Source organism: Neobacillus sp. SAB-20_R2A (assembly GCF_049568635.1).
Lineage (GTDB): Bacteria > Bacillota > Bacilli > Bacillales > Cytobacillaceae > Neobacillus > Neobacillus citreus.
Genome location: NZ_CP145895.1, coordinates 3,368,413 through 3,390,665, shown reverse-complemented (window position 1 = coordinate 3,390,665; position 22,253 = coordinate 3,368,413). Strand labels below are relative to the sequence as shown.

Below are 22,253 nucleotides of genomic sequence, written 5' to 3'. Positions count from 1 at the left end.
GATATATTTGAAAAAACTTCCATTAATAATATCGCCAATCTTCCCTATCCTATAAAGGTAAATATGATGGGAGGAATTTTCATGGCGCAATTAAGAGATATCATGACATCAAATGTAGTTTCAGTTAAGGAAACACAGACAGTACAGGAAGCTGCAGCATTAATGAGCGAATATAATATCGGAGCAATCCCAGTAGTAAATAACAACAAACAAATTGTTGGAATTATAACAGATCGCGATATCACCCTTCGTACGACAGCTCAAGGTGAAGATGCACAAACACCAGTATCTGAAGTCATGACTGCACAGCAAATCGTACAAGGTACACCTGAGATGGATGTTCATCAGGCAGCAAATTTAATGGCGGAGCAGCAAATTCGTCGATTGCCGGTAGTCGAAAATGGACAAATCGTAGGAATGGTTGCTTTAGGTGATTTAGCCGTACAAAATAAATATGCAAACGAGGCAGAAGAGGCATTACAAAGTATTTCAACTCCTTCTGCACCACAACAATAGTAAGGGGATACTTTTAAAAGCACAGATCCATACCAGGGTCTGTGCCACTATTTTATAATAGAAGTGATTGGCGTTTTTTATTCAATTATTAGAGCTACGGCAATGAAAAAACAGAGTATGGGGAAATTCCATACTCTGTTTTTATTACTATTCTAGCTACATCAGTTCCTATAGGCCTAAAACGGCTCGATAGCTTTCTCGTTTTTACCGGTTTGAGGCTGATTTTCAATACTTCTTGCTTCGACTTCTTTGGGAATTTCTTTTAGGTGTTTATTTACTTCTTCTACTTGATTGGTAGTTCTCATTTCATCCATTTTCCAAAACCTCAATTCATTTAAAATATTTTATAAATATAGTATGAGCAGTAACGAAGATTTTATGTCCGCTGAGTCAGATCCGTATGGTTTTGACATTTTGTCTTTGGCTGATTTTTTTATTTAGTTTTTCGTAGATCCAAATATTGCACGGTATTACCATCATGAAAGTGTTTTCTTTGACAAAAAACTTTTTTATATATAAAATTATTAAAAATTGGTAATTTAAAGATCTCGAAAATACGATCAATTATAATTGTTTTACTTAGTGCCTATTATTATAAAATTAAAGGGGAATTTGAATGGAAGATAATAAGAATGGAATTGAGGAAAAGAAAAAGCCCAAATACAACGTTCCAGCTGTTGATAGTGCGTTTAAAATATTAACTTTACTAAGCCGAAAAAAATTTAGTAAAAGTAATTTAACTGAGATTTCTAAAGCGCTTTCCCTTACCCCAACTACTTGTTTTCGGATTTTGCAAAAGTTAGAGGAACTATCGATTGTTCGTTTTGATAAAAGTTCAAAGCGGTATAGTCTTGGCCCGTATCTGGTTGTCTTAGGGGAAAGAGCAAAAGAAAATCAATTTGATATCTCTGTCATTATTCCGTACTTGGAGAGTCTTTCAGAAAAAACGGGACTAACCGCTTTTCTTGTCAGCAGAATTGGTAAAAAACGCTCAACCATTATTGCTAAGGCTGAGGGGGAAGAGTTTGGAATTAATGTATCGGTAGGAAGGCACTTTTCAGTCATTGATGGTTCCTATGGTAAATGTTTATTAGCTTATATGGAAGAAGAAGATGCTGGCGAACTTTTACATACCAATGAAGGACTGCGAACAATGTCTTCAGAGGAGATTCAAGAACTGATAAAAGAATTGCCAACCATCCGAGAGAATGGATATGCCACAACCTTTGGAGAGTACATTGATGGAATCGTAGGGATCTCGGCACCTCTTTTTAATACTGACGGATCTGTGGATATGGCCATTTCAATTATTGGTATGACCGCCCAATTTAACGATAATGAAATTGTAAAAATGGGCGAACTCATTAAAAGAGTTGGACAGGAAGTTAGTTTCAAAATAAGCGGTTATGTAAGTAAAAAATAAGTCTTTTTTATAAAAAATTTATATATCGAAATAATCATCTAAAGGAACGTATCCCCATCGAACGTTCCTTTTTTATTTTTTTCACTAAACTCCCTGGAAGAGCCAAATCGTAAAGGTCTTCCTTCCTCAGTATAACTAATGGCCTAATTTTCTAAATATTAAAATATTTCATTGACGAAAATTTTTTTTACATATAAAATCTTGAATAGATTAACAAATGTTTCCTTTCTTTCATCATCTTAATATATAGGAGTGACTGGCGGCCGTTTCATGCAATAACAGAATTATAGAATTATTTTAGGGATAGCAATGAACAATGAGGGAGTATTCAAGGTGTCAGGCACCTTTGAAGCTGTGTGCCATCAAAATATGAGCAATGAAAGGCGGGAAAGCTGAATGAATTTTGAGTACTCACAAGAGGCGGAGTCTTTTCGCGAGTCTTTTCGCACCTGGTTAGTGGCCAACTTTCCGAAGGAGTGGAACGATGAAGTAACTGGCGAGGAATTGGTGGAAAGACGAAGAACTTGGGGCAAAATGTTGGGTCAGGGAGGATGGGTAGCACCTGCTTGGCCAAAAGAGTATGGCGGTCTCGGATTAACGCTGGAACAACAGTTAGTTTATATTGAAGAATTAGTACGGGTCAATGCACCCGAAGTGTTAAATTCCAATGGAATTGGCATTTTTGGAATGACATTAATTCGCTATGGAACAGAAGAACAAAAGAAGCACTATCTACCCCGGATGCTTTATCATGACGACATATGGTGTCAAGGTTTCTCAGAACCGATTGCCGGATCGGATTTAGCTGGTCTTCAAACAAAAGCAGAACGTAAAGGAGACCATTATGTATTAAATGGTCAAAAAGTATGGACATCTTATGCTCCCTATGCAAATAAATGCTATATCTTGGTCCGAACGGGAGAATCCAGATACAAAGGCATTAGCCTGATGATCTTAGATTTGAAACAGCCAGGTGTCACAGTACGGCCAATAAAAAATATTGCCGGTGAATCAGAACTGGCTGAAGTTTTTCTAGATGATGCCGTTGTTCCAATCGAGGATGTCGTTGGAGAAATAAATAACGGGTGGGAGATGGCTAATTATTCGCTTGCCAACGAACGTGGAATTCATTTTGCGCAGCGCGCCTTAAAAATGCAGCAAGAATTCCAGCAGCTAGTTTCGCTTTTTCAAAATCAGATAAACAATGACAACTCGCAAGCAATCAGCTCCGTCCTGCAAAATAAATTAGTTCAGTCCTATTTATCCTGTGAAATATTAAAAAGTATCTCCTTACGGAATATTGCCCTTATTGCTCAAGGTGATGATAACGGTGCCATCCCCGCCATAGCCAAACTAGTTTGGAGTGAAAGTCATCAAGATTTACTTAATTTAGGCGTGGAAGTTCTAGGCGAAGAATCGTTAGTTAAAGGGGAACATGAAGTGTGGTTACAGAAATTTCTTATATCACGAGCCGAAACAATCTATGCCGGAACGACACAAGTTCAAAAAAATATTATCGCTAAATCTCTGGGACTGCCTAGCTCAAAAGGGGGGAGAGCATAATGGAATACCGCTTTTCTGAACAGCAGCAAATGTTAAAAAAGGCTCTGCAATCATTGTTAAAAAAAGAGATGACACTAGAACATTTTAAAGAAATAGTCGAAAAGAAACACGGCTTTTCAAAGGATGCATGGAGGAAACTGGCAGATAATGGCTGGCTCGGAATACTGGCACAAGGAAAATGGCAGGTCTTTGAGGATATGACATCTCTTGACTTGATGTATCTGTCAGAATCGTTTGGAGAAAGACCTTTTCCTGGCCCTTATTTGTTAACAGCTGGATTCATTGTCCCGCTCCTAAGTCAATTAAAATTATCGTCTGTTCAACAACAACAATTAGACCTTTTGCTATCTGGAGAAAGCCTCATCACCACGGTCTTGCCTCAGTTGGCAAAGTCCCAAAATGGAATAGACTTCAATTGGCCATCTATCAAAATAGCAAATCGGGAAACCAACCGAATTCAATTGACAGGTGAAATCAAACATATCCCGTTTATCCAGCACGCAGATTATTGTCTATTGCCTGTAAGAGACAATAGCGGGGGTGTTTCTCTAGCATTATTAAATACCAGCCTGGAGGGCGTAACGGTTTCAGCCGAGGAATCAGTGGAACTGGCCAAACCGCAAGGAACCATCCAGCTTGATCATGTTTGGATTAATAAATTGGATTTTATTGAAGGATTCGACACTGACCACCAAGAGTTGTTAAATGAGCAAGTTATTCAGTATTTACTTTGTACTAATGGAGAAATCATTGGCGGTGCAGAGGAAGTATTAAAAAGAACCATCCATTATGTGGCCGAGCGGAAGCAATTTGGAGTTCCAGTTGGATCCTTCCAAGCGGTGAAACATATGATTGCCGATATGCATATTGCTATTGAAAAAGCGCGCAGCTACAGTTTTTATATAGCAGCTCAACAGGAAACAAATCAGGATAAAAACTTATTGAATGTTATGGCAAGCCGCTATTTTAGTACAGAAATGTATAAAAAAGTCTGTGAAGATGCGATCCAGCTTCACGGGGGAATGGGCTTTACATGGGAAGAAAGCATTCATTATTGGTACAAATCTTCTATTTACCAGCTTTACCACATTACCCATCCGTCGATCATGATTGAATTTGTCATGCAAAACTTACTTTCACCTTCTGAAAAACCTCAAGGAATAACAATTTAATCATTCACCAAATAAAGGAAAAATGACTTCTGTGCGTAACAAAAAAAAAATAAAGGGTAGGTGAAAAGATGTCAATCAAACGGGCAGCTGCTATTGTCGGCGTTGGAGATGTTGAACTTGAGAAAGGAAAAGTAAAACACGGTCATTCGGTTTTACAAATACAGGCGATTGCTGCAAAAAGAGCATTAGAGGATGCCGGATTAACAAAGGATGATGTCGATGGGATTTTTGTTGCCGGACTTTGGGGATTACCTGGCATCGGTTCCTTTCCATCAGTTGTGGTATCTGAATACTTAGGGATTCAACCAAAGTATACCGATTCCACTCAAATAGGCGGATCAGCCTTTGAAGCGCATGTCGGCCATGCGGCTGCAGCCATTCAATCAGGATTATGTGAAGTAGCTTTAATCCTCTATGGAAGTACGCAGCGCTCTGAAAAATCCCGTACATTGGCTGGACGACCGCCAGTCTTAACGGCCCAATACGAAACTCCATATGGATTGCCGTCGCCTGCAGGTGCTTACGCTATGGCAGCCCATCGCCATATGCACCAATATGGGACAAAGCCAGAACAATTGGCGGAAATTGCAGTAGCTACCAGAAAATGGGCGCAATTAAATCCACACGCTACGATGCGTGATCATTTAACGATTGAAGATGTTTTAACTTCACCCATGATCTGTGACCCATTACATTTACTAGATTGCTGTTTAGTTACGGATGGGGCGGGTGCGATTGTTTTGGTCTCAGCTGAACGGGCCAAAGACTGCCGAAAAAAACCGGTATGGGTTCTAGGACAAGGAGAGTCTCACAGCCACTGGTCCATTCAAGCAATGCCGGATTTAACAGTAACTTCAGCGGCTGTCTCAGGAAAGAGAGCATTTGAGATGGCAGGAGTCACTCATGATGAAATTGATGTTGTGCAAATCTATGATTCTTTCACGATTACTGTTTTACTTACACTAGAGTCTCTAGGTTTTTGTAAACCTGGAGAGGGAGGGGATTTTGTTTCGAATCAGCGGACAGCTCCAGGAGGGGATTTTCCTTTGAACACAAATGGCGGGGGGCTATCCTATGCTCACCCTGGAATGTACGGAATCTTCTTGTTAATTGAAGCTGTGCGTCAGTTGAGAGAAGAGGCGGGAGAGAGGCAAGTAAAAAATTCAAAAATTTCTCTTGTGGCGGGAACAGGCGGAACGCTTTCCTCTACATCCGTGGTTATTTTAGGGAGGGATTAAAAATGATAGAAAAACCGCTGCCTATACCTGATGGAGACTCCTATGTATTTTGGCAAGGGTGTAAAGAGCATAAACTATTGATTCAAAAATGTGAGGACTGCTCCAGCTACATTTTTTATCCTCGGGTCTTATGTCCAAATTGTTTTTCTGAAAAAGTCGAATGGGTGCAATCCTCTGGAGTTGGAAAGGTTTATTCCTTTACCATAGCAAGACGCCCAGGGGGCCCGGCATTTAAAGATGAAGTTCCGTACGTTGTTGCATTGATCGAATTAGACGAAGGGGTTCGTATGCTTAGTAATATCATTGATGTAGATGTAGATAAAGTAGAATGTGATATGCCAGTTGAAGTGGTCTTTCAAGTAGAAGGAGATTTTACATTACCGAAATTCAAACCAAGAGCTATCTAACATGAACACTAGGGGAACATCACATACTGATGCTCCTCTAGCCTTAAACCAAGAAGGCTCGGAATCCAAAACGGAAATAGTTTTGGTATAAAGCGAAAACTATTCTATTATATTAAAAACCTCATCTGTTAAGATCCTTTCACAATGTTTCAACTTTGCAAACACTATGAGGAATTCCTATCAAAACGACCAATATCTCCTTTTTTCATTAGATGAAATATATGTTAACGGAAAATACTGAATTTTATAAAATTTCATTGACGAAAATATATTTTATATATAAAATAAATTTAGTAGAAATATGAAAACGGTTTCCTACCTAAAAAAAGTAATGATCTAACATCTTTTTCAGGTAGGAAGGCTTTAAATGAAGGGGGATTATGGATGTTGAAAAAACCGCTAAAATTCTTAATGGCTATCTTTTTACTCTCCATTTTATTGGTAGGCTGCAGTAGTAATGGATCACTGAAAAGCAGCGGAACTGAGAAAAAACCAGCTTCAAACAAAAGTACTTCCACAGCTTCTAGTACTGTCTCACTTCCCAAACAAATGACATGGAGTGTATACGATGTTGGGTCCGGTGGATACGCAGAAATGTCAGCAATTGCAAACACATTGACTAGTAAATATGGAACACAAATTAGGATGCTTCCATCCGCCAGTGGGGTAGGACGAATGCTGCCATTAAAGAGTAATCAAGCTTCTATTGGAAAATTGGGTGATGAAATTCAATTTTCTTTTGAAGCAATGGAAGAATTTGCGAAACCCGATTGGGGTCCTCAAGATGTAAGGGCCATTTGGGCACCAATTAGTCAATTTGGGTTTGCGGTTCGAAAAGATTCAGATATTAAATCGATTGCAGATTTAAAAGGAAAAAGGGTTCCTAGAATTACTGGTAATTCCTCCGTTAATATTAAAAACGAAGCAATATTGGCCTTTGCAGGTCTCACATGGGACGATGTAAAACCGGTGGATATTACTTCCTATGCAGGACAAGGTGATGCTCTCCTACAAGGGCAAATCGACGTAGCCGGAATTAATCCAACCGCTTCCACCATGTTTGAAGCAGACAGTAAGGGCGGAATTCGCTGGCTTGAAATGGATCCTAAAGACAAGGAAGGCTGGGCACGTGTAGAAAAGACGGCATCATGGCTGTTCCCATATACAATGGATAACGGTGCTGGAATGAAAGGCGCAACAAATGTCTTGGGTCATGGATATCTTATCGGCGGTTATGCCAGCCAGGATGCAGATACTGTTTATCAGTTATTAAAAGCTATGGATGAAAACTTTAATGACTATCAAAAGGCGATACCAAACTTGGCCCTATATTCAAAAGATAAAGTGTTGACAGAGCCACGCGGTATCCCATTCCACGAGGGGACGATTAAGTTCTTAAAAGAAAAAGGTTTGTGGAGTGATGAAAAACAAGCGAAAAATGATGCATTGGCCGAAAGATATAAGAAACTAAAAACTGCCTGGGATAAGGTAGTCGATGAATCTAAAAAGGAAGGCATTTCTAATGATAAGTTTCCAGCCTATTGGTTAGAGAAAAAGGCTGAACTTATAAAATAAGTTTTATATATAAAAAAGAAAGTCAGCCGCTGAAAGCTGGCTGACATTCTTTTTTATCAAGATCTCAGCAACGGAGAGACTATCAAAAATTCGATAATAATAAGATTGGGGGATCTCGCTTGAAAACAGAAAGGCTTAATTTTTTTTGGAAAGTAGTCGTGGCAATTTCCACTGTTATTGGTGTTTGTCTTTCTATTAATATGTTGTTTTATATCCATTTGTTTGGAATTAACCCCATCCAGAATGCTTACCTCATCTATTTGCTAGGCTGTTTTATGCCGATTTCATTTTTAATTTTCCCTGCCAAGAAAACTCAAACATCCGTCAAATGGTATGATGTTGTCTTTTTTGCTGTTTCAGTCATCATTACTGTTTACCTTGGTTTACAAGGAAAGCGTATCATCGAAGAAGGCTGGGATTGGAACGCTCCAACCATTCCTACATATTTCAGTATTGTGTTATGGGCCTTGTTACTTGAAGCACTTCGTCGAACTGCAGGCCTTGTCTTAGCCCTTATTTGCTTGGTGATTTCCCTTTATCCCCTCGTTGCTTCCAATGTACCTATCAGTCTATTACAGGGTCAATCCTATGACTTTTTAACATTAGCTAGAAACCATATTTTAAGTTCCAACAGCGTCTTTGGGATTGCTTATACTACGATCGGAAACTTGCTTCTTGGTTTTCTTGTGTTTGGCGTAGTGATCACTCGTACCGGCGGAGGAGATTTCTTCTTTAAGCTGGCACTATCCCTATTCGGCAGAACAAGGGGTGGTTCGGCAAAGGTTGCCGTTGTGGGAAGCGCGTTTTTTGGAATGTTAAGCGGAAGTGCTGTTTCAAATGCAGTAACCATCGGGGCCATGACGATTCCCGCAATGAAAAAGGCAGGATATAAACCATATTATGCAGCAGCGATTGAAGCAACTGCTTCAACAGGCGGAACGATTACACCGCCAATTATGGGTTCGGCTGCTTTTATTATGGCATCCTTTTTGGCAACCCCCTATTACCATATCGCCCTAGCTGCTGCAGTGCCCGCCTTTTTATATTTCTTTGGATTATTTATTCAGATAGACGGATATGCTGCAAGAAATAATTTAAAAGGATTGCCAAAATCGGAAGTTCCCCCATTTTGGAAGACATTGAAAGATGGTTGGCACTTTATATTTGCTCTTTTCATCATGGTTGCCTTTTTAGGATTCTTAAATTCAGAAGGTCAGGCGCCTTATTTAGCAAGTATTGCTTTAATTCTACTAACGATGATCAAAAAAGAAACACGAATGAACAAGAAGCAGTATTTTGATATGGTTTTGGAAATCGGAAAAGTATTAGCCGATATCGTCGTGATCATTGCAGGAGTCGGTTTTATCGTCGGAGCTCTATCAGCGACAGGAGTATCCTTTTCCCTTTCAAGAGAACTGGTTGCTGCTGCGGGAAACAACACATTCCTTATCTTAATAGGCGGAGCGCTTACGAGTTTTATTCTCGGGATGGGGATGACCGTATCTGCCGTATATGTGTTTTTGGCCGTAATCATGGCGCCGGCATTAATCACTGTTGGCGTGGATCCTATTGCCGCCCACTTATATGTAGTATATTGGGCAACTGTTTCTTATATCACACCGCCTGTTGCTTTAGCAGCGTTTGCCACAGCAAGTATCGCAGGTGCCAGTCCGATGAAAACAGGTTTTCAATCGGTGCAGCTTGGTTCTGTTAAGTTTATCGTTCCATTCTTTATGATTTACAATCCGGCCATTTTAATTGGTCGCGGCGAGCCTTTTGAGACAGTTCTAAGCATAGTTCTTTCGATTTTAGGGATATTCATGATTGCTTCATCCATTGAAGGATACCTTTTAGGAGCAGGAGCGTTAAAGATTGTAGAACGGTTATTGTTATTTGCTGGAGGGTTATTGATGTTTTTCATGAATCTTTATTTGCTGATTATCGGACTCGTTATCTTGGGATTAATCTATCTCTTTAAAATTAAAGTTTCACTAAATGTCAACAAGGAAAAAGGACAGGAGGTTTAAAATATGTCAAAAATAAATGCGATTGACCGCTTTTTGAATCCCCAATCGATTGCGATTGTTGGTGTATCGAAGGACTTTACCTCTATAAGTGGTAAACCAATAAAAAACTTAATTCATCACAATTATAAGGGGAAAATTTATCCTGTTAATCCAAAATATGATGAAATTGAGGGAATTCCTTGTTATCCAAGCCTTTTAGATATTCCCGGAGAGGTTGATGTCGCCTTAATCGCAGTTGCCTCCAAACGAATGCTGCAAATTCTGGAAGAATGTAAAACGAAACAAATCTACCATTTGGTTCTATTCGGCTCAGGTTTTGCTGAGGTTGGTGAGGAAGGAAGAAAGCTGCAAGAGCAAGTTTTGAAAAAAGCTAAGGAAGCGGGGATTCACATACTGGGTCCGAATTGCGTAGGCTTATTAAACGTTAAAAAGACAATCCCTATGGGTTTTGCAACTTCGTTTGAAACAGAAAAGGGATTCCAACCGGGCAATGTTGGTTTCGCTTCCCAAAGTGGTGCGATCGGATTTTCCTTATTTGGATTAGCTCAAGAGGAGAATATAGGTTTTTCCTATATCGTCAATACAGGAAACCAAATGGATATTCATTCGCTTGATTGCATCGAATATATGCTCGAAGATGAAGATACAAAGGTCGTGGCAGGTTACCTTGAGGGTATACCTGATGGGGAAATGCTGATTGAAATTTCCAAAACGTCTAAAAGGTTGAATAAACCAGTTATTTTATTAAAGTCTGGCCGTTCTGAAATTGGCAGGCAAGCCGCTTTATCCCATACGGCTTCCTTAACTGGATCAGAAGAAACGTTCCAAGCTATTGCCAAACAATATGGATTCATTTCAGTAAATGATGTCGATGACATGATTGATGCCATGAAGGTTTTTAGGAGACGCAAGAAGACTGCTGGCAATCGTGTTGTCACTATATCCAATTCAGGTGCAGCAGGAATTGCCATGGCAGATTATAGCGAAGTGCTAGGATTGGAAATGGTTCGTTTGTCTACGGAAACAGCTGCAGAAATAAAAGCCATTATCCCTCCATACGGTTCAGCGCTGAATCCAATTGATGTTACTGCTCAAGCACTAAAGGAACAGCATATTTTAACGGACACACTTGAGATTCTAATTAATGATCAAGACATTGATGCCATAGTCTTTCAAACTACGTTTGGCGGGGATCTGGGGAAGAAAATCTGTCAAAAAATAGCTGAGATTGATAAATTAACAGACAAACCAATTCTTGTCACAATCACGGGAACCAGTGAGTTGACCGGTCCTGGAAGAGCCATTCTCCAAGAAGCTGGCGTTCCTGTTTTCTCTACCTCTTATAAAACAATGATGGCATTAAAATATTTAGTCGATTTTTCGGCCTACTGCAGGAAAGAAGAAGCAGGGCTGCAAGTTCTAGAAAATCAGAATATCGAAAAGTCTAAGGGAGAAATGACAGGGATTTGGACAGAGGAACGTGTCAAGGAAGAGCTTTCAAAGCTGGACATCCGCGTTCCAAAGGGCACGCTCATTAAAGATCGCAGCCACTTAGAAGCAGTAAAAGAACATCTCCAATATCCGGTTGTATGTAAAGTAATTTCCCGTGATGTTCTGCATAAAACAGACGCAGGCGGTGTGAAGATTAACATTCAAAATTCTCTTGAACTAGAGAATGCCTTTGACGAAATCTTGCAATCTGTTAAACAATATGCTCCGGATGCAAAGATCGAAGGAATTCTAGCGGAGGAGATGTTTCAAGATGAAGGAATCGAAATGTTTATTGGGGTAAAACAAGACCCCCAATTTGGACCTTTAATTGTTTGCGGTCTTGGCGGGATTTTCATCGAAGTGCTAAAGGATGCTTCGATTCGCCGGGCACCAGTTAGTAAACAAGAAGCCTTTGATATGTTAAAAGAACTAAAGGGTTATCCTTTGTTAGAAGGAACCAGAGGTAAAAAGAAAAGAGATGTTTCTGCCCTGGCGGTGGCCATTGTGCAGGTATCACAGTTTGCGGCACAGCATAAGGAAAAAATCAGTGAGATGGACATAAATCCATTATGGGTGTTCGAAGATGGGAAAGGCATTGCTGCCCTAGACGGAATTATTATCTGGAAAAACGGTGTGGAATCTACTGTTTCAGCAGGAACTATTTAATCCAAAACGAATAGGACAGGAGTTAAAAACATGCTAATGTGCTTCAAAAATATAAAATTTTGGAGGTATAGCTAACAATGGAATTTCAAACGAAAATTGGTAAATCAACCCGTGATCGAATTTTTGTTCACGGTTATGACCTAACAGAAGATTTAATCGGAAAAATTACTCTGGCTGATATGGCATTTCTCGGAGCGATGCATCGGAAACCGACAGAAAATGAATCCAAGATGCTTAACGCACTATTAGTAGCCATCTGCGAGCATGGGTATACTCCAAGCTCTATTTCAACAAGGCTGACTTATTTAGGAGCACCCGAATCTGTTCAATCAGCCGTTGCGGCAGGGTTGCTTGGTGCGGGAACTGTTTATCTTGGGGCAATGGAATATGTTGCAGAAATGCTTCAGGATGCCTTTAAAAAATATGGAGAGGAAAGAGATCTGCAAGAAATCGCTTCTCTTGTCATTAATGAGAGGCAGGAAAGCGGAAAGCAGCTTCCCGGATTTGGACATCCCGTTCATAAACCCGAAGATCCACGAACAACCCGATTATTTGCGATTGCTGAAGACCTAGGCTTCAACGGAAAGAACTCAAAGCTTCTTAATGAGATTCATAGACAATTTTGCGAGAAAAAAGGAAAGACGGTTACCCTAAATGCTGTTGGTGCCATTGGCGCCATTATGGCCGACATGGGGATTGATTATCGAATTGTCAAATCGCTTGCGGTTGCTGCCCGGGCTGTCGGATTAGTCGCGCATATTGTAGAAGAAATAGAAGTGGGAAGAAAAGAAAGTTTCGGACAGCAATTGTTCGATTATATCGAAGAACATACGGACTATCGAGGTTAATGGAGGTTTTATTCTTGAAGAATAATCATTTACTAAGTCTGGAACCTAAGCTTGGAGGAATGCCAGAGACGGAAGGACTTAATTTTTTCCTTGATGATCCAAACTTAGATTTATTAATGCGTTTCTATGTTTCGAAGGATGAGTATGAAAAAGCACTTCCACTATTATCAAAATTGGGGGATGTGGCAGGTACTGAGTTAGATGACTTATCCCGTGATGCGGACCAACATCCTCCGGTATTAATCCCTTACAATCGACAAGGGGAAAGAGTTGATATTGTAAAATATCACCCGGCCTATCAACGAATGGAGGAAATCGGTTATGGTGAATTTGGGCTAGTAGCCATGTCCCATCGCCCAGGTGTGATGGGGTGGCCGACTCCTTTTTCGAGAGTGTTAAAATATGCATTTTGGTATCTATTTGCGCAATCCGAGTTTGGACTTTGCTGCCCAATGAGTATGACCGATTCAGCGGCCCGAGTCATTGAACAATATGCAAGTCCTGAAATAAAGAACAAATACTTACCTCGAATGCTCAGTACCGATCCAAGTGAACTTTGGACTGGTGCACAATTCATGACAGAAAAGCAAGGAGGATCAGATGTAGGTTCCAACACTGTAACAGCTAAAAAGGCAGGTGACCATTGGGAGATTTGGGGGGATAAATGGTTTTGTTCAAACGTATCTGCGGATGTTGCACTGGTGCTGGCACGTCCAGAAGGATCGAGTGCTGGTACCAAAGGTCTGGCCATGTTTTTAGTGCCTAAAAAACTGGAAAACGGTGAACAAAATCGATATCGAATCAACCGGTTAAAAGATAAGCTAGGAACAAGGGATATGGCCTCCGGAGAAGTTACTTTTGAAGGGGCGGTTGGTTATGTCATCGGAAATCTTGACAGTGGCTTTAAACAAATGATGTCAATGGTTAATTCCTCCCGGCTTTCCAATGCCGTCCGTTCTGCAGCCATGATGAGACGAAGTTTTACAGAGGCGCTGGTGACAGTAAGAGGAAGAAAGGCATTTGGTCAGGCCCTTATTGATTTGCCTTTAATGAGAGAGAGCCTGTTTGAACTGCTCCTTATGACAGAGGCAGCCTCATCGGCCATTTTTTACACAGCCCATGTCTTTGATCTGGCTGAGGGTAATCATGAAGAATCGAAAAAACTGCTTCGGATTTTAACCCCTCTGCTTAAAGGGACTATTTGCAAACAGGCACGATATGTAACTGCAGAGGCAATGGAAATTCGCGGTGGCAATGGCTACATTGAAGAATGGGTAAATCCAAAGCTCGTTCGAGATGCCCATGTCGGCTCCATTTGGGAAGGAACAACCAATATCGTTGCTTTGGATGTGTTAAGAGCCATTCACAAGGATGATGGCGGAAGGGCATTTATTAGTGATTTGGAAAAGCGGCTGTCAGGTTTAAAAAATCCTCATGTGCAACGTGCAGCAGAACTTTGCCGATGGAAAATGGAAAAATTCAAAGAACAAGTAGAGCAAATCGTCCATGGGAAATCACTTGAACAAGAAATTTCCGCGAAACGGTTTATGAACCGAATGTACCATCTTTTTACGGCAAGCCTGCTGCTCCAAGAAGCCGAATTTCAGCTTTCGTCGAACGGCGGTTATCGAAAATTATGTCTTTTTATCCATTATTTTCAACGGTACTTACACCTGGAGGATGATACGGGTATTTTTGATAAGAACGTAAATGAATGGCTTGACGCGATTATCGATTGGGAGAGCATTCCTGAAAATATTATCGATCCATTATTGACCGCAATGGAGAAGAATGTAAAAGTATCAACTAAAGCGTCAACTAAGTAAAAGAGTTGAGGATCCGCCATAAAGGCAAGAGATAGGATAGTTGATGCTCCGCACCAAAAAATAGGTTCTTTCAAAAAATATAATAGTCCCCATTTAATAAGCAGCCAAAACTTCCAAGTGTTCCTAATGGGGGCTATCCCTATTATCGGTGATTCATTTCCTTAGTCACGCTGATGAAAAAGAAATTTTATTTAACGGAGTTGAAAAAATTGTTGGTAACCAGGTTAATGCCTAGAGCAAAAGAAAATATACAGGTGAAAAGTTTACTGATCCTTGCCATGTGTTTGCTCTATATTCTTCACAATTTTACCCATTCCAATATCTTTGATTATTTCCTCGCAGCCCTCACCATCGTTGTTTTTTTATCCAACCTTAAACAAGCCGAGCCTCTTCCTCGTTATTTTAGTGTTTCTATGTTTATACTTGGATTTTTTATAAATATATATAAAGGTGCAGCGATTGAGGGGACAGTGAAGGGCTTACTCTCCTACCTTCCTTTATTAAGTCTTATTATATTGGTTCCTCTGTTGACAATTCCAATGAAACTCGGCGGGTATTTTCATTCCATTCAATTTTTTGTAGAGAAACTAGCTTATCATTTAAGAAAATTATTTGGCATCATTTCGATCTTATTGTTTTGCCTAGGACCGGTATTGAATCTTGGTACCATTCGAATCCTGCATGAACTGATTGGAAGTTTTAAACTTGCCCCTGAAATACTTGCAAAATCCTATCTGGTGGGGTTTTCATCTGTGATCCTATGGTCTCCCTATTACGCATCGGTTGCCCTGGTTCTTTATCAACTTAAAGTTCCTATTCTGCATTACATACCGTTAGGATTTACCCTTGCCATTATCCAGTTAGTCACCGGAAATTTACTATTTTGGATCTGGTTAAAACGCAGAAAAGATAGTCAGGTCATCAGGTCTTGTGTGACACTTAGTGAAGAACAATATAATGATGTCCAACTAGGTAAAAATCATCAAAAAAATATGCTTAATTTGGCCGGACTGTTTTCTCTGATCATTGGAATGACCTTCCTTCTTGAATTTTTAACCAAATGGTCAATGTTGTTTTTGGTGAGTTTAGTATCCATTACCTTTCCTGTTCTTTGGGCTGTAGCGAAAGGGAAATGGAGGGATTTTACAGAACAGTTTATTATTTTTAAAAATACATCTGTTGTTAATATGAAAAATGAGATTGTTTTATTTATCAGCGCTGGCCTTTTTTCTAAAGCATTGACTGGAACAGCTGCGGCTGACAGTATTAAACTTTTCCTAACTCATACAGCTTCTATTTCTTTTTTGCTTTTTATCCTCGTTGTTGCCGGAACAATCCTGGTCCTTACCTTTATTGGGGTTCATCAATTAGTCGTCGTTTCAGCCCTGGTCACCCAAATGGATGCGAATATGCTAGGAACACGGCCCGAGGTATTGGCATTATTGTTGATGCTGTCCTGGTCTTTATCTTCCGTATTAAGTCCAATTAATCCTATTAATTTACTTGTCAGTAGATTATTAGGGAAATCTAGCCTTTCCGTTGGGTTACGTTGGAACGGAGTATTTTTATTAATCATGCTTATAATTGGATCAACATTTGTTTATTTGATTCATTAAAAGTAGAATTGGCTATTGTTGAATATTGGAAGTTATTAATACCAGCAGTGGCCGGATTGGGCTTGTTACAACTATAGACCATTCGAAAAGCAATTGAAGCTATTCATACCAATTCGGGAAGTAAGAAAGGACTCAGTAATTTTTACTGAATCCTTTCATAAATATGACTGTAATGAACGGATTCAAGTTGAAACATCTAGATGCCAAGAGAAGAGTGAACGCCGTTCGATTGGATTTTATTATTTGGTTTTTCGTAAATCCAAATATTGAACGGTCTTACCATCACGATCAAGCTGAACAATCAATTGGCTTTTATTAAATGTATAAATACCAGGTACTGCACAAGGTCTGCCAATAGATGCTAGAGTAAGTAAAGATGGACGGAATTTTTACACCGTTAATGGAAATCAGGGTACAATCTCAGTATTTAGTATACAAGACAATGTAAGTCTAGCAAGATTACAGGTTGCTGCCTGGACTAACCTTCCTTACTTTGGGTCGCAAGGTTTAGCTGTTCTTTGAGGGTATTCGAACCTCTTATATTAGATGAAAAAAGATACTTCTTGGAGTTCGATGTTAACAAATAGGGAAGAAGACAGGAATAAGATGCATTCATTACACTTTTCCTCTACTATAGGATGTGCCAACAATGGGATTGCGTGGGGGAACCTGTAGTCGCTTCTGAGACCCAGATTAGAAACAAATCACTAACAAACTCGGAAAAAGAATCTTTTCACAGATAAACATAGTGCAACCACTTTATAAAAACAGGGTTTCCCAACCATTAATTCGAAAATGGTTTGAAAACCCCTTAGGATACTTTAAAGATTAATACAATTCTTCAATTGTTCTTCTAACAATGTCACCAGCTTCTCTTCCTAATGAAACTGTCTCCTCATAACCTGTAGTGCTCCATTCTGATTCTGGAATGAGATAGCCTAAAGTATCATGGGTCAGGCCCAGAAGCAGTTTATGGTCACCTGGCATAAGGTCCCGAATATTTAGACCCAAATTGGTAACCGCTTCACCTGGCAGGGTCACCATTTCCACGGCGTTAGCACCTTTACCTAGCGTAATTCGAGATATCCTGCAATCGAAAAAATATTGGTTTCCTTCCTGTCTCATCGCAGCATAGCCATTAAATAATCCAACATTCTTGGCGAAGATGAAGGATGGATTTTCAACCGGGAAGGTGACATTTTGTGTTTGGAAAGCAATGCCCTGAGAGACCGTCTTACTTTTTTCGATGGCTTCCAACACGTATTTTGATAGAGATTGACCGTAATCCTTGGCTAATGTATATTGTTCGGAAACCGGCACCTTCCAGTTTACATTGGGTTCAACATCTCCCTGGGCACCATTTACAAACATGGCGGTACCGCCGTATTTTGACTCAATTTCCTTCTCGAGCGATCCGACGAAATCGGAGGAAAGAAGTTTGTTATCATCCCTTAGTACAACTGGATGTACAGCGAAATTTACTAGTGTTGCTAATGTCTTGTTGCCGGACTGCACCCGTAAAATACCTAATTCTTGATCGGTATATCCAAGGCCGCGACGATTTTTGACTAATTCCTGCGGTACCGTCGTGGATCCCGTTCTAATTGTGGCATGCTTCATTTGCCCTGTCGCTTGTACTACTGCCTGGATTGAATTCTCAATGAATAATTGTTTATAATCCGCTGGCACGCCACCCCATAATCCATTCAAATCTGGCCCAGCATGCGTATGGGTAGCGCTAATTACGATATGGTCTTCTGGAATGCCGGTCTGGCTAGATGCACCTTGACGAATGGCATCGAGAATGACATTGCCGATAACAGTTGTATCAATGGTAAGGAATACGAGAGACTCCTGCCCTGATTTTACTGCAAGCGCACGTGCATAAATGCCATCGTTTGACACACCTTCAGCAGGTCCTCGAGTCTTATATCCGCCATATCCCCCCATGTATAACTTTTTTCCGTCTAATTGGTTCTGAGTCGGTGAAAGACTAACCTTTGCTACACCTGCTAAGAAATCTGCGTTTGTGCCTGCCTGTGCAAACCCAGACGTTGGTGAATACACAACCCCACCCAACAAAAGAGTTGTCATCACCATTATGTAAGTAAATAAGGATTTAAATCTACTAAACTTTTTACCCATCCAAACACCTCCAAAATCTATTAATTTTATTTTGAAGTCGACGCAGTACTAAATGCAATGATATTTAATCTAAAAAAGCGACAATTAGTTCGAAAATCTAGCATAGTAGGACTTATTTCACCTGTATATAAGGAATAAAACGTTAAAGTTACCGTCCGATAATGTCGATTGAAAATTCGGGATTCGAAATATCTAGCATGCTATTATTTATTTAGCTATTCAAATCGTTTAGCTTTCCAAATTTATATGAAAGGAGAAAACAAAGAGAAGAATGAACAGAACAGTAATTGGAATGAAAAGGAGTGAACACTATTGAAAAAGCTCTCTAAAGGATTATCTTTACTTTCCATCATAGCACTTTCTACTTCATTGTTTGCAGCTTCAGCTTCAGCCGATACTTCTTCTAGTAATTCAGCAGTTCCCAATCCAACCATTACAGGACCCATCCCATCGGTAACTCCAGGTGACCCATCTCATGACTATCCGTTTGGCGCAACAAATATGGATTTAGCGAAGAGAGGATATGTGGAGGAAGAGTTCTTCTTAGAAGGGACTGCTCGCCAGTATACAACTCCTTCCCAACAAACTGGAACGTCCATTCAAGATGGTGATACAGCATATAAAACTAGAATCGTGGTCCGTCGCCCAGCAAATCAAAAGAATTTTAATGGTACGGTTCTACTAGAATGGTACAACGTTACAGCAGGCTTAGATATTGAGTTTGACTGGATGCTCTCTCGTGACTACATAACTCGGGCAGGGTATGCCTGGGTAGGAGTCTCAGCGCAGCGTGTTGGTGTTGATCGATTAAAGGGATGGAGTGATCGTTATCAAACGTTAGATGTTACTGATCAAGGGAAAATAACCAATGATGCTCTGTCATATGATATTTATTCTCAAGTTGCCCAAGCACTTCGGAATCCAAAAGGAACAAATCCACTGGAAGGGCTGAAGGTAAACAAAATCATTGCAACAGGTCATTCCCAGTCTGCTAGTTATCTTGCACGTTACTATAACTCCGTTCACCCGATTCATCATGTGATAGACGGTTTCGTCATCCGTGGAACATCTGTGCCTTTAAGAAAAGACCTAGACACTAAAATCTTCCGTATGATGGCGGAAACGGACGTAAGACAAGCAACAAGCACGCCAACTGTTGCGGCCAGCGATGAGCGAGATACAGATAACTTCCGTAGGTGGGAGGTTGCAGGAACCTCCCATGTGGATTGGATCCAAAGAACGGGATATGAACCCGTCTTAATTAGGGATTTAGGAGGAATCACACCTATTCAAAGTACACGTCCTCCATTTAGTAGAATACCATTTACTTATGTACAAGATGCTGCCTATGACTACATGGTAAAGTGGATTGACGGACAGGCGATTCCACCAACTGCTCCTCGTTTTTCGTGGATGGCAGATGGTGTAACGAAAGCAAGGGATACTTACGGTAACGCCTTAGGCGGAATTAGATTGCCTGAACATGAAGTTCCAACTGGGGTTAATACAGGTGATAACTCAGGACCAGGATTTGAGCGGTTATACGGCTCATCAGAACCATTTGATTCGGCTACTCTATGTCAGCTTTACCCAAGCCATGGCAACTATGTTTCTAAAATGAACCAAGCGACTAATACTATTCTTAAGCAAGGTTTTATTCTGAAGGATGATGCAGAATTAATAAGAGTGGCAGCTGCTAAGAGTTTAATTGGTAAATAGAATGTAAGATAATATACAGATACTAACTAGGTTAGAAAAGTTAAAACAGTAAACAAATGGGAACAGATGAATTACCTTAATGGAACTTATTTAGAACGGATGCTGGACTATGTGTATGTCGATGGAAAATCGATTCATAAAAGACTGGCTAAAGGAAGGCTTGGAACATCTTATCTATCCTCCCTATCAGTATCTAATACTATTTAGGGAAGACGAACGTTAGGCAAACAGCAATGGAGCAATGCATTGCCATGGCAATTTCCTCTTCTGGAGTTACTTCCTTGAATTTTTAGAAACACTAGCAAAAATAGAACATTACCCTTTTTAATGTAAAACAGCCAAAAATATGCAAGCAATGAATAAAAACTTGCACTTTTTTGGCTGTTTAATTTTATTTCTTTTCGTGTACTAGTACCAAGTAGTATATTTATTCGCAAGTATCTCGTACTTACTGATGGCTATTTACTAATAACAATCGATAATTTATAGTTTGCATGCTCATTTAATTCTTCCAAAAATTGATTCATTAGTTCATTGGATGTAAATTTACATTCGAGGAGATAACAACCATCTCCACTGATTTTATAGTTATTTATTATGTATTTTTCTTGTGTTTTTATGAACGACAAATATGGCTGATGATTAGTGTTTTGAGTGATGATCGTAATAAAGGCATGTATATAAAACCCCAATTTGATTTGGTTAACTTTTATGGTATAACCCTCAATAACTCCACTATCTTCTAATTTCTGCACTCTAGCTGAGGTAGCCGGTCCAGTCAAATGCACTTTCTCGCCCAATTCTTTCATTGTAATCCGACTGTTCATAGTTAGTTCCTTCAATATAGACATATCTGTGGTATCTAACATTTATTTAACTCCTTTCATAAATAAAGTCAAACCGCCAAAAGACTTTATTTAATCTATGTATCCGTCATCGGTCTTAGTATAGACTATACCTTGTTCAAAGGAAAATTCAATGATAAAGGGGTTATTTAACTATGAATATACAACAAATTCGAAATGCAACAGTAGTTGTTGAATATGCAGGGAAAAAGTTTCTAATCGATCCAATGTTAGCGGAAAAAGGGAGTTACCCACCATTCCCAAATTCACCAAGACAAGACCAAAAAAATCCTTTGGTAAGTTTACCAACATCGATTGACAATATTATTAATAATATTGATGCAGTCATCGTAACTCATCTGCACTATGATCATTGGGATGAGGTAGCTAAAGAAGCATTGCCAAAAGAGATCAAAATATTTGCCCAAAATGAAGAAGATGCAAAAGAATTTCGAAACGCTGGTTTCCAAAATGTCGATGTTTTACAAGAGGATACAGTCTTCAAAGGTATCCAATTAATTAAAACAAAAGGCGAACATGGGAGAGGTGAAATCTTAAAAATTGCTGGTCTGGTATGTGGTGTTGTTTTCAAACACTCATCGGAGAAAACATTATATGTTGCCGGAGATACAGTTTGGTATGATGCCGTTCAAGAAGTAATCCAAACACATAAGCCAGAAATCATTGTAGTCAATGCTGGAGACAACCAATTCTTTGAGGGCGGTTCTTTAGTTATGGGGAAAGATGATGTCTATGAAGTGTATAAGGCTGCGCCTAACGCAAAAATTATTGCTGTCCACATGGAAGCTGTAAACCATTGGGCATTGTCCAGAGAAGAATTAAAAAACTTTGCTAATGAAAAAGGAATCTCCTCTAATATCTTAGTCCCAGATGACGGCGAATCCTACTCACTTTAAGATTAGAAAACCAAAGAATGCCTAAGGTATCTACGGATTCTTACTTATTAGAAGAATGAAAACAGATCATTCTTAGGAAAGATTAAAATCACGGATTCCTGAAATGAGGTTGGGAAAAGCAAATTGGAAGACGCCTGGCACCTATTCTTGTTATCCGTGAAAGGTGACAAAATCATTTAAAACCTTTAATTCAATATGCTAAGAAGCAACAAAGGAATAACTGATGTTGAAAAGAAAATAAAAGAATTGTTGTTAAAAG

At 39.6% G+C, this 22,253-nt stretch carries 18 protein-coding genes and 1 pseudogene; 16 read left to right on the top strand and 3 right to left on the bottom strand.

Annotated features, from left to right (window positions below; all coding sequences use genetic code 11):
* Positions 1 to 81: 81 nt before the first annotated feature.
* Positions 82 to 516: a CBS domain-containing protein gene (locus V5M37_RS16370; RefSeq protein ID WP_423798239.1), complete on the top strand. Its 435-nt coding sequence runs from the start codon at positions 82 to 84 to the stop codon at positions 514 to 516.
* A 176-nt stretch (positions 517 to 692) separates the two neighbouring features.
* Here the strand turns inward: V5M37_RS16370 and V5M37_RS16365 are convergent, their stop codons facing one another.
* On the bottom strand, positions 693 to 830 hold the full coding sequence (locus V5M37_RS16365; protein WP_165976406.1) for a hypothetical protein: 138 nt from the start codon (positions 828 to 830) through the stop codon (positions 693 to 695).
* A gap of 302 nt (positions 831 to 1,132) precedes the next feature.
* Here V5M37_RS16365 and V5M37_RS16360 point away from each other — a divergent pair, with 302 nt between their 5' ends.
* The 12 genes and pseudogenes from V5M37_RS16360 to V5M37_RS16305 form a co-directional block, all read left to right on the top strand.
* Positions 1,133 to 1,939, top strand: coding sequence for an IclR family transcriptional regulator (locus V5M37_RS16360; protein WP_423798238.1), 807 nt, complete (start codon positions 1,133 to 1,135; stop codon positions 1,937 to 1,939).
* A gap of 396 nt (positions 1,940 to 2,335) precedes the next feature.
* A complete protein-coding gene (locus tag V5M37_RS16355) occupies positions 2,336 to 3,502 on the top strand; it encodes an acyl-CoA dehydrogenase family protein (RefSeq protein WP_423798237.1) in 1,167 nt (388 codons plus the stop codon).
* Positions 3,502 to 4,674: an acyl-CoA dehydrogenase family protein gene (locus V5M37_RS16350; RefSeq protein ID WP_423798236.1), complete on the top strand. Its 1,173-nt coding sequence runs from the start codon at positions 3,502 to 3,504 to the stop codon at positions 4,672 to 4,674. Before V5M37_RS16355 ends, V5M37_RS16350 begins: the two co-directional genes overlap by 1 nt.
* Positions 4,675 to 4,742: 68 nt before the next feature.
* A complete protein-coding gene (locus V5M37_RS16345; protein ID WP_423798235.1) occupies positions 4,743 to 5,912 on the top strand; it encodes an acetyl-CoA acetyltransferase in 1,170 nt (389 codons plus the stop codon).
* A gap of 2 nt (positions 5,913 to 5,914) precedes the next feature.
* Complete coding sequence (locus V5M37_RS16340; RefSeq protein ID WP_423798234.1) at positions 5,915 to 6,319, top strand: Zn-ribbon domain-containing OB-fold protein; 405 nt, start codon at positions 5,915 to 5,917, stop codon at positions 6,317 to 6,319.
* 384 nt (positions 6,320 to 6,703) lie between these two features.
* Positions 6,704 to 7,894 carry a TAXI family TRAP transporter solute-binding subunit gene (locus tag V5M37_RS16335; RefSeq protein ID WP_423798233.1) on the top strand — a complete coding sequence of 397 codons (1,191 nt, stop codon included), beginning with the start codon at positions 6,704 to 6,706 and terminating at the stop codon, positions 7,892 to 7,894.
* Positions 7,895 to 8,013: 119 nt separating this feature from the next.
* Positions 8,014 to 9,921 (top strand): TRAP transporter permease, encoded by a 1,908-nt coding sequence (locus tag V5M37_RS16330; RefSeq protein WP_423798232.1) that lies wholly within the window; start codon positions 8,014 to 8,016, stop codon positions 9,919 to 9,921.
* 3 nt (positions 9,922 to 9,924) lie between these two features.
* Positions 9,925 to 12,078: an acetate--CoA ligase family protein gene (locus tag V5M37_RS16325; RefSeq protein WP_423798231.1), complete on the top strand. Its 2,154-nt coding sequence runs from the start codon at positions 9,925 to 9,927 to the stop codon at positions 12,076 to 12,078.
* A 77-nt stretch (positions 12,079 to 12,155) separates the two neighbouring features.
* The gene (locus V5M37_RS16320) at positions 12,156 to 12,926 is read left to right on the top strand and encodes a citryl-CoA lyase (protein ID WP_423798230.1); all 771 of its coding nucleotides are present in this window, start codon (positions 12,156 to 12,158) and stop codon (positions 12,924 to 12,926) included.
* A gap of 14 nt (positions 12,927 to 12,940) precedes the next feature.
* Positions 12,941 to 14,752, top strand: coding sequence for an acyl-CoA dehydrogenase family protein (locus tag V5M37_RS16315; protein ID WP_423798229.1), 1,812 nt, complete (start codon positions 12,941 to 12,943; stop codon positions 14,750 to 14,752).
* 209 nt (positions 14,753 to 14,961) lie between these two features.
* Positions 14,962 to 16,368 (top strand): hypothetical protein, encoded by a 1,407-nt coding sequence (locus V5M37_RS16310; RefSeq protein WP_423798228.1) that lies wholly within the window; start codon positions 14,962 to 14,964, stop codon positions 16,366 to 16,368.
* 330 nt (positions 16,369 to 16,698) lie between these two features.
* Positions 16,699 to 16,890: pseudogene (locus V5M37_RS16305) on the top strand (lactonase family protein); the annotation flags it as partial.
* A 306-nt stretch (positions 16,891 to 17,196) separates the two neighbouring features.
* Here V5M37_RS16305 and V5M37_RS16300 read toward each other — a convergent pair.
* A complete protein-coding gene (locus V5M37_RS16300) occupies positions 17,197 to 18,513 on the bottom strand; it encodes a neutral/alkaline non-lysosomal ceramidase N-terminal domain-containing protein (RefSeq protein WP_423798227.1) in 1,317 nt (438 codons plus the stop codon).
* Positions 18,514 to 18,825: 312 nt separating this feature from the next.
* On the opposite strand from V5M37_RS16300, the gene V5M37_RS16295 reads away from it, so the two are divergent.
* Both V5M37_RS16295 and V5M37_RS16290 read left to right on the top strand, forming a co-directional pair.
* Positions 18,826 to 20,232 carry an alpha/beta hydrolase domain-containing protein gene (locus V5M37_RS16295; RefSeq protein ID WP_423798226.1) on the top strand — a complete coding sequence of 469 codons (1,407 nt, stop codon included), beginning with the start codon at positions 18,826 to 18,828 and terminating at the stop codon, positions 20,230 to 20,232.
* Between the two features lie 66 nt (positions 20,233 to 20,298).
* Positions 20,299 to 20,439: a hypothetical protein gene (locus V5M37_RS16290; RefSeq protein WP_423798225.1), complete on the top strand. Its 141-nt coding sequence runs from the start codon at positions 20,299 to 20,301 to the stop codon at positions 20,437 to 20,439.
* 251 nt (positions 20,440 to 20,690) lie between these two features.
* Here V5M37_RS16290 and V5M37_RS16285 read toward each other — a convergent pair whose 3' ends face one another.
* The gene (locus V5M37_RS16285; RefSeq protein WP_423798224.1) at positions 20,691 to 21,101 is read right to left on the bottom strand and encodes an Lrp/AsnC family transcriptional regulator; all 411 of its coding nucleotides are present in this window, start codon (positions 21,099 to 21,101) and stop codon (positions 20,691 to 20,693) included.
* Between the two features lie 131 nt (positions 21,102 to 21,232).
* On the opposite strand from V5M37_RS16285, the gene V5M37_RS16280 reads away from it, so the two are divergent.
* Positions 21,233 to 21,994: an MBL fold metallo-hydrolase gene (locus V5M37_RS16280; RefSeq protein ID WP_423798223.1), complete on the top strand. Its 762-nt coding sequence runs from the start codon at positions 21,233 to 21,235 to the stop codon at positions 21,992 to 21,994.
* Positions 21,995 to 22,253 lie beyond the last annotated feature (259 nt).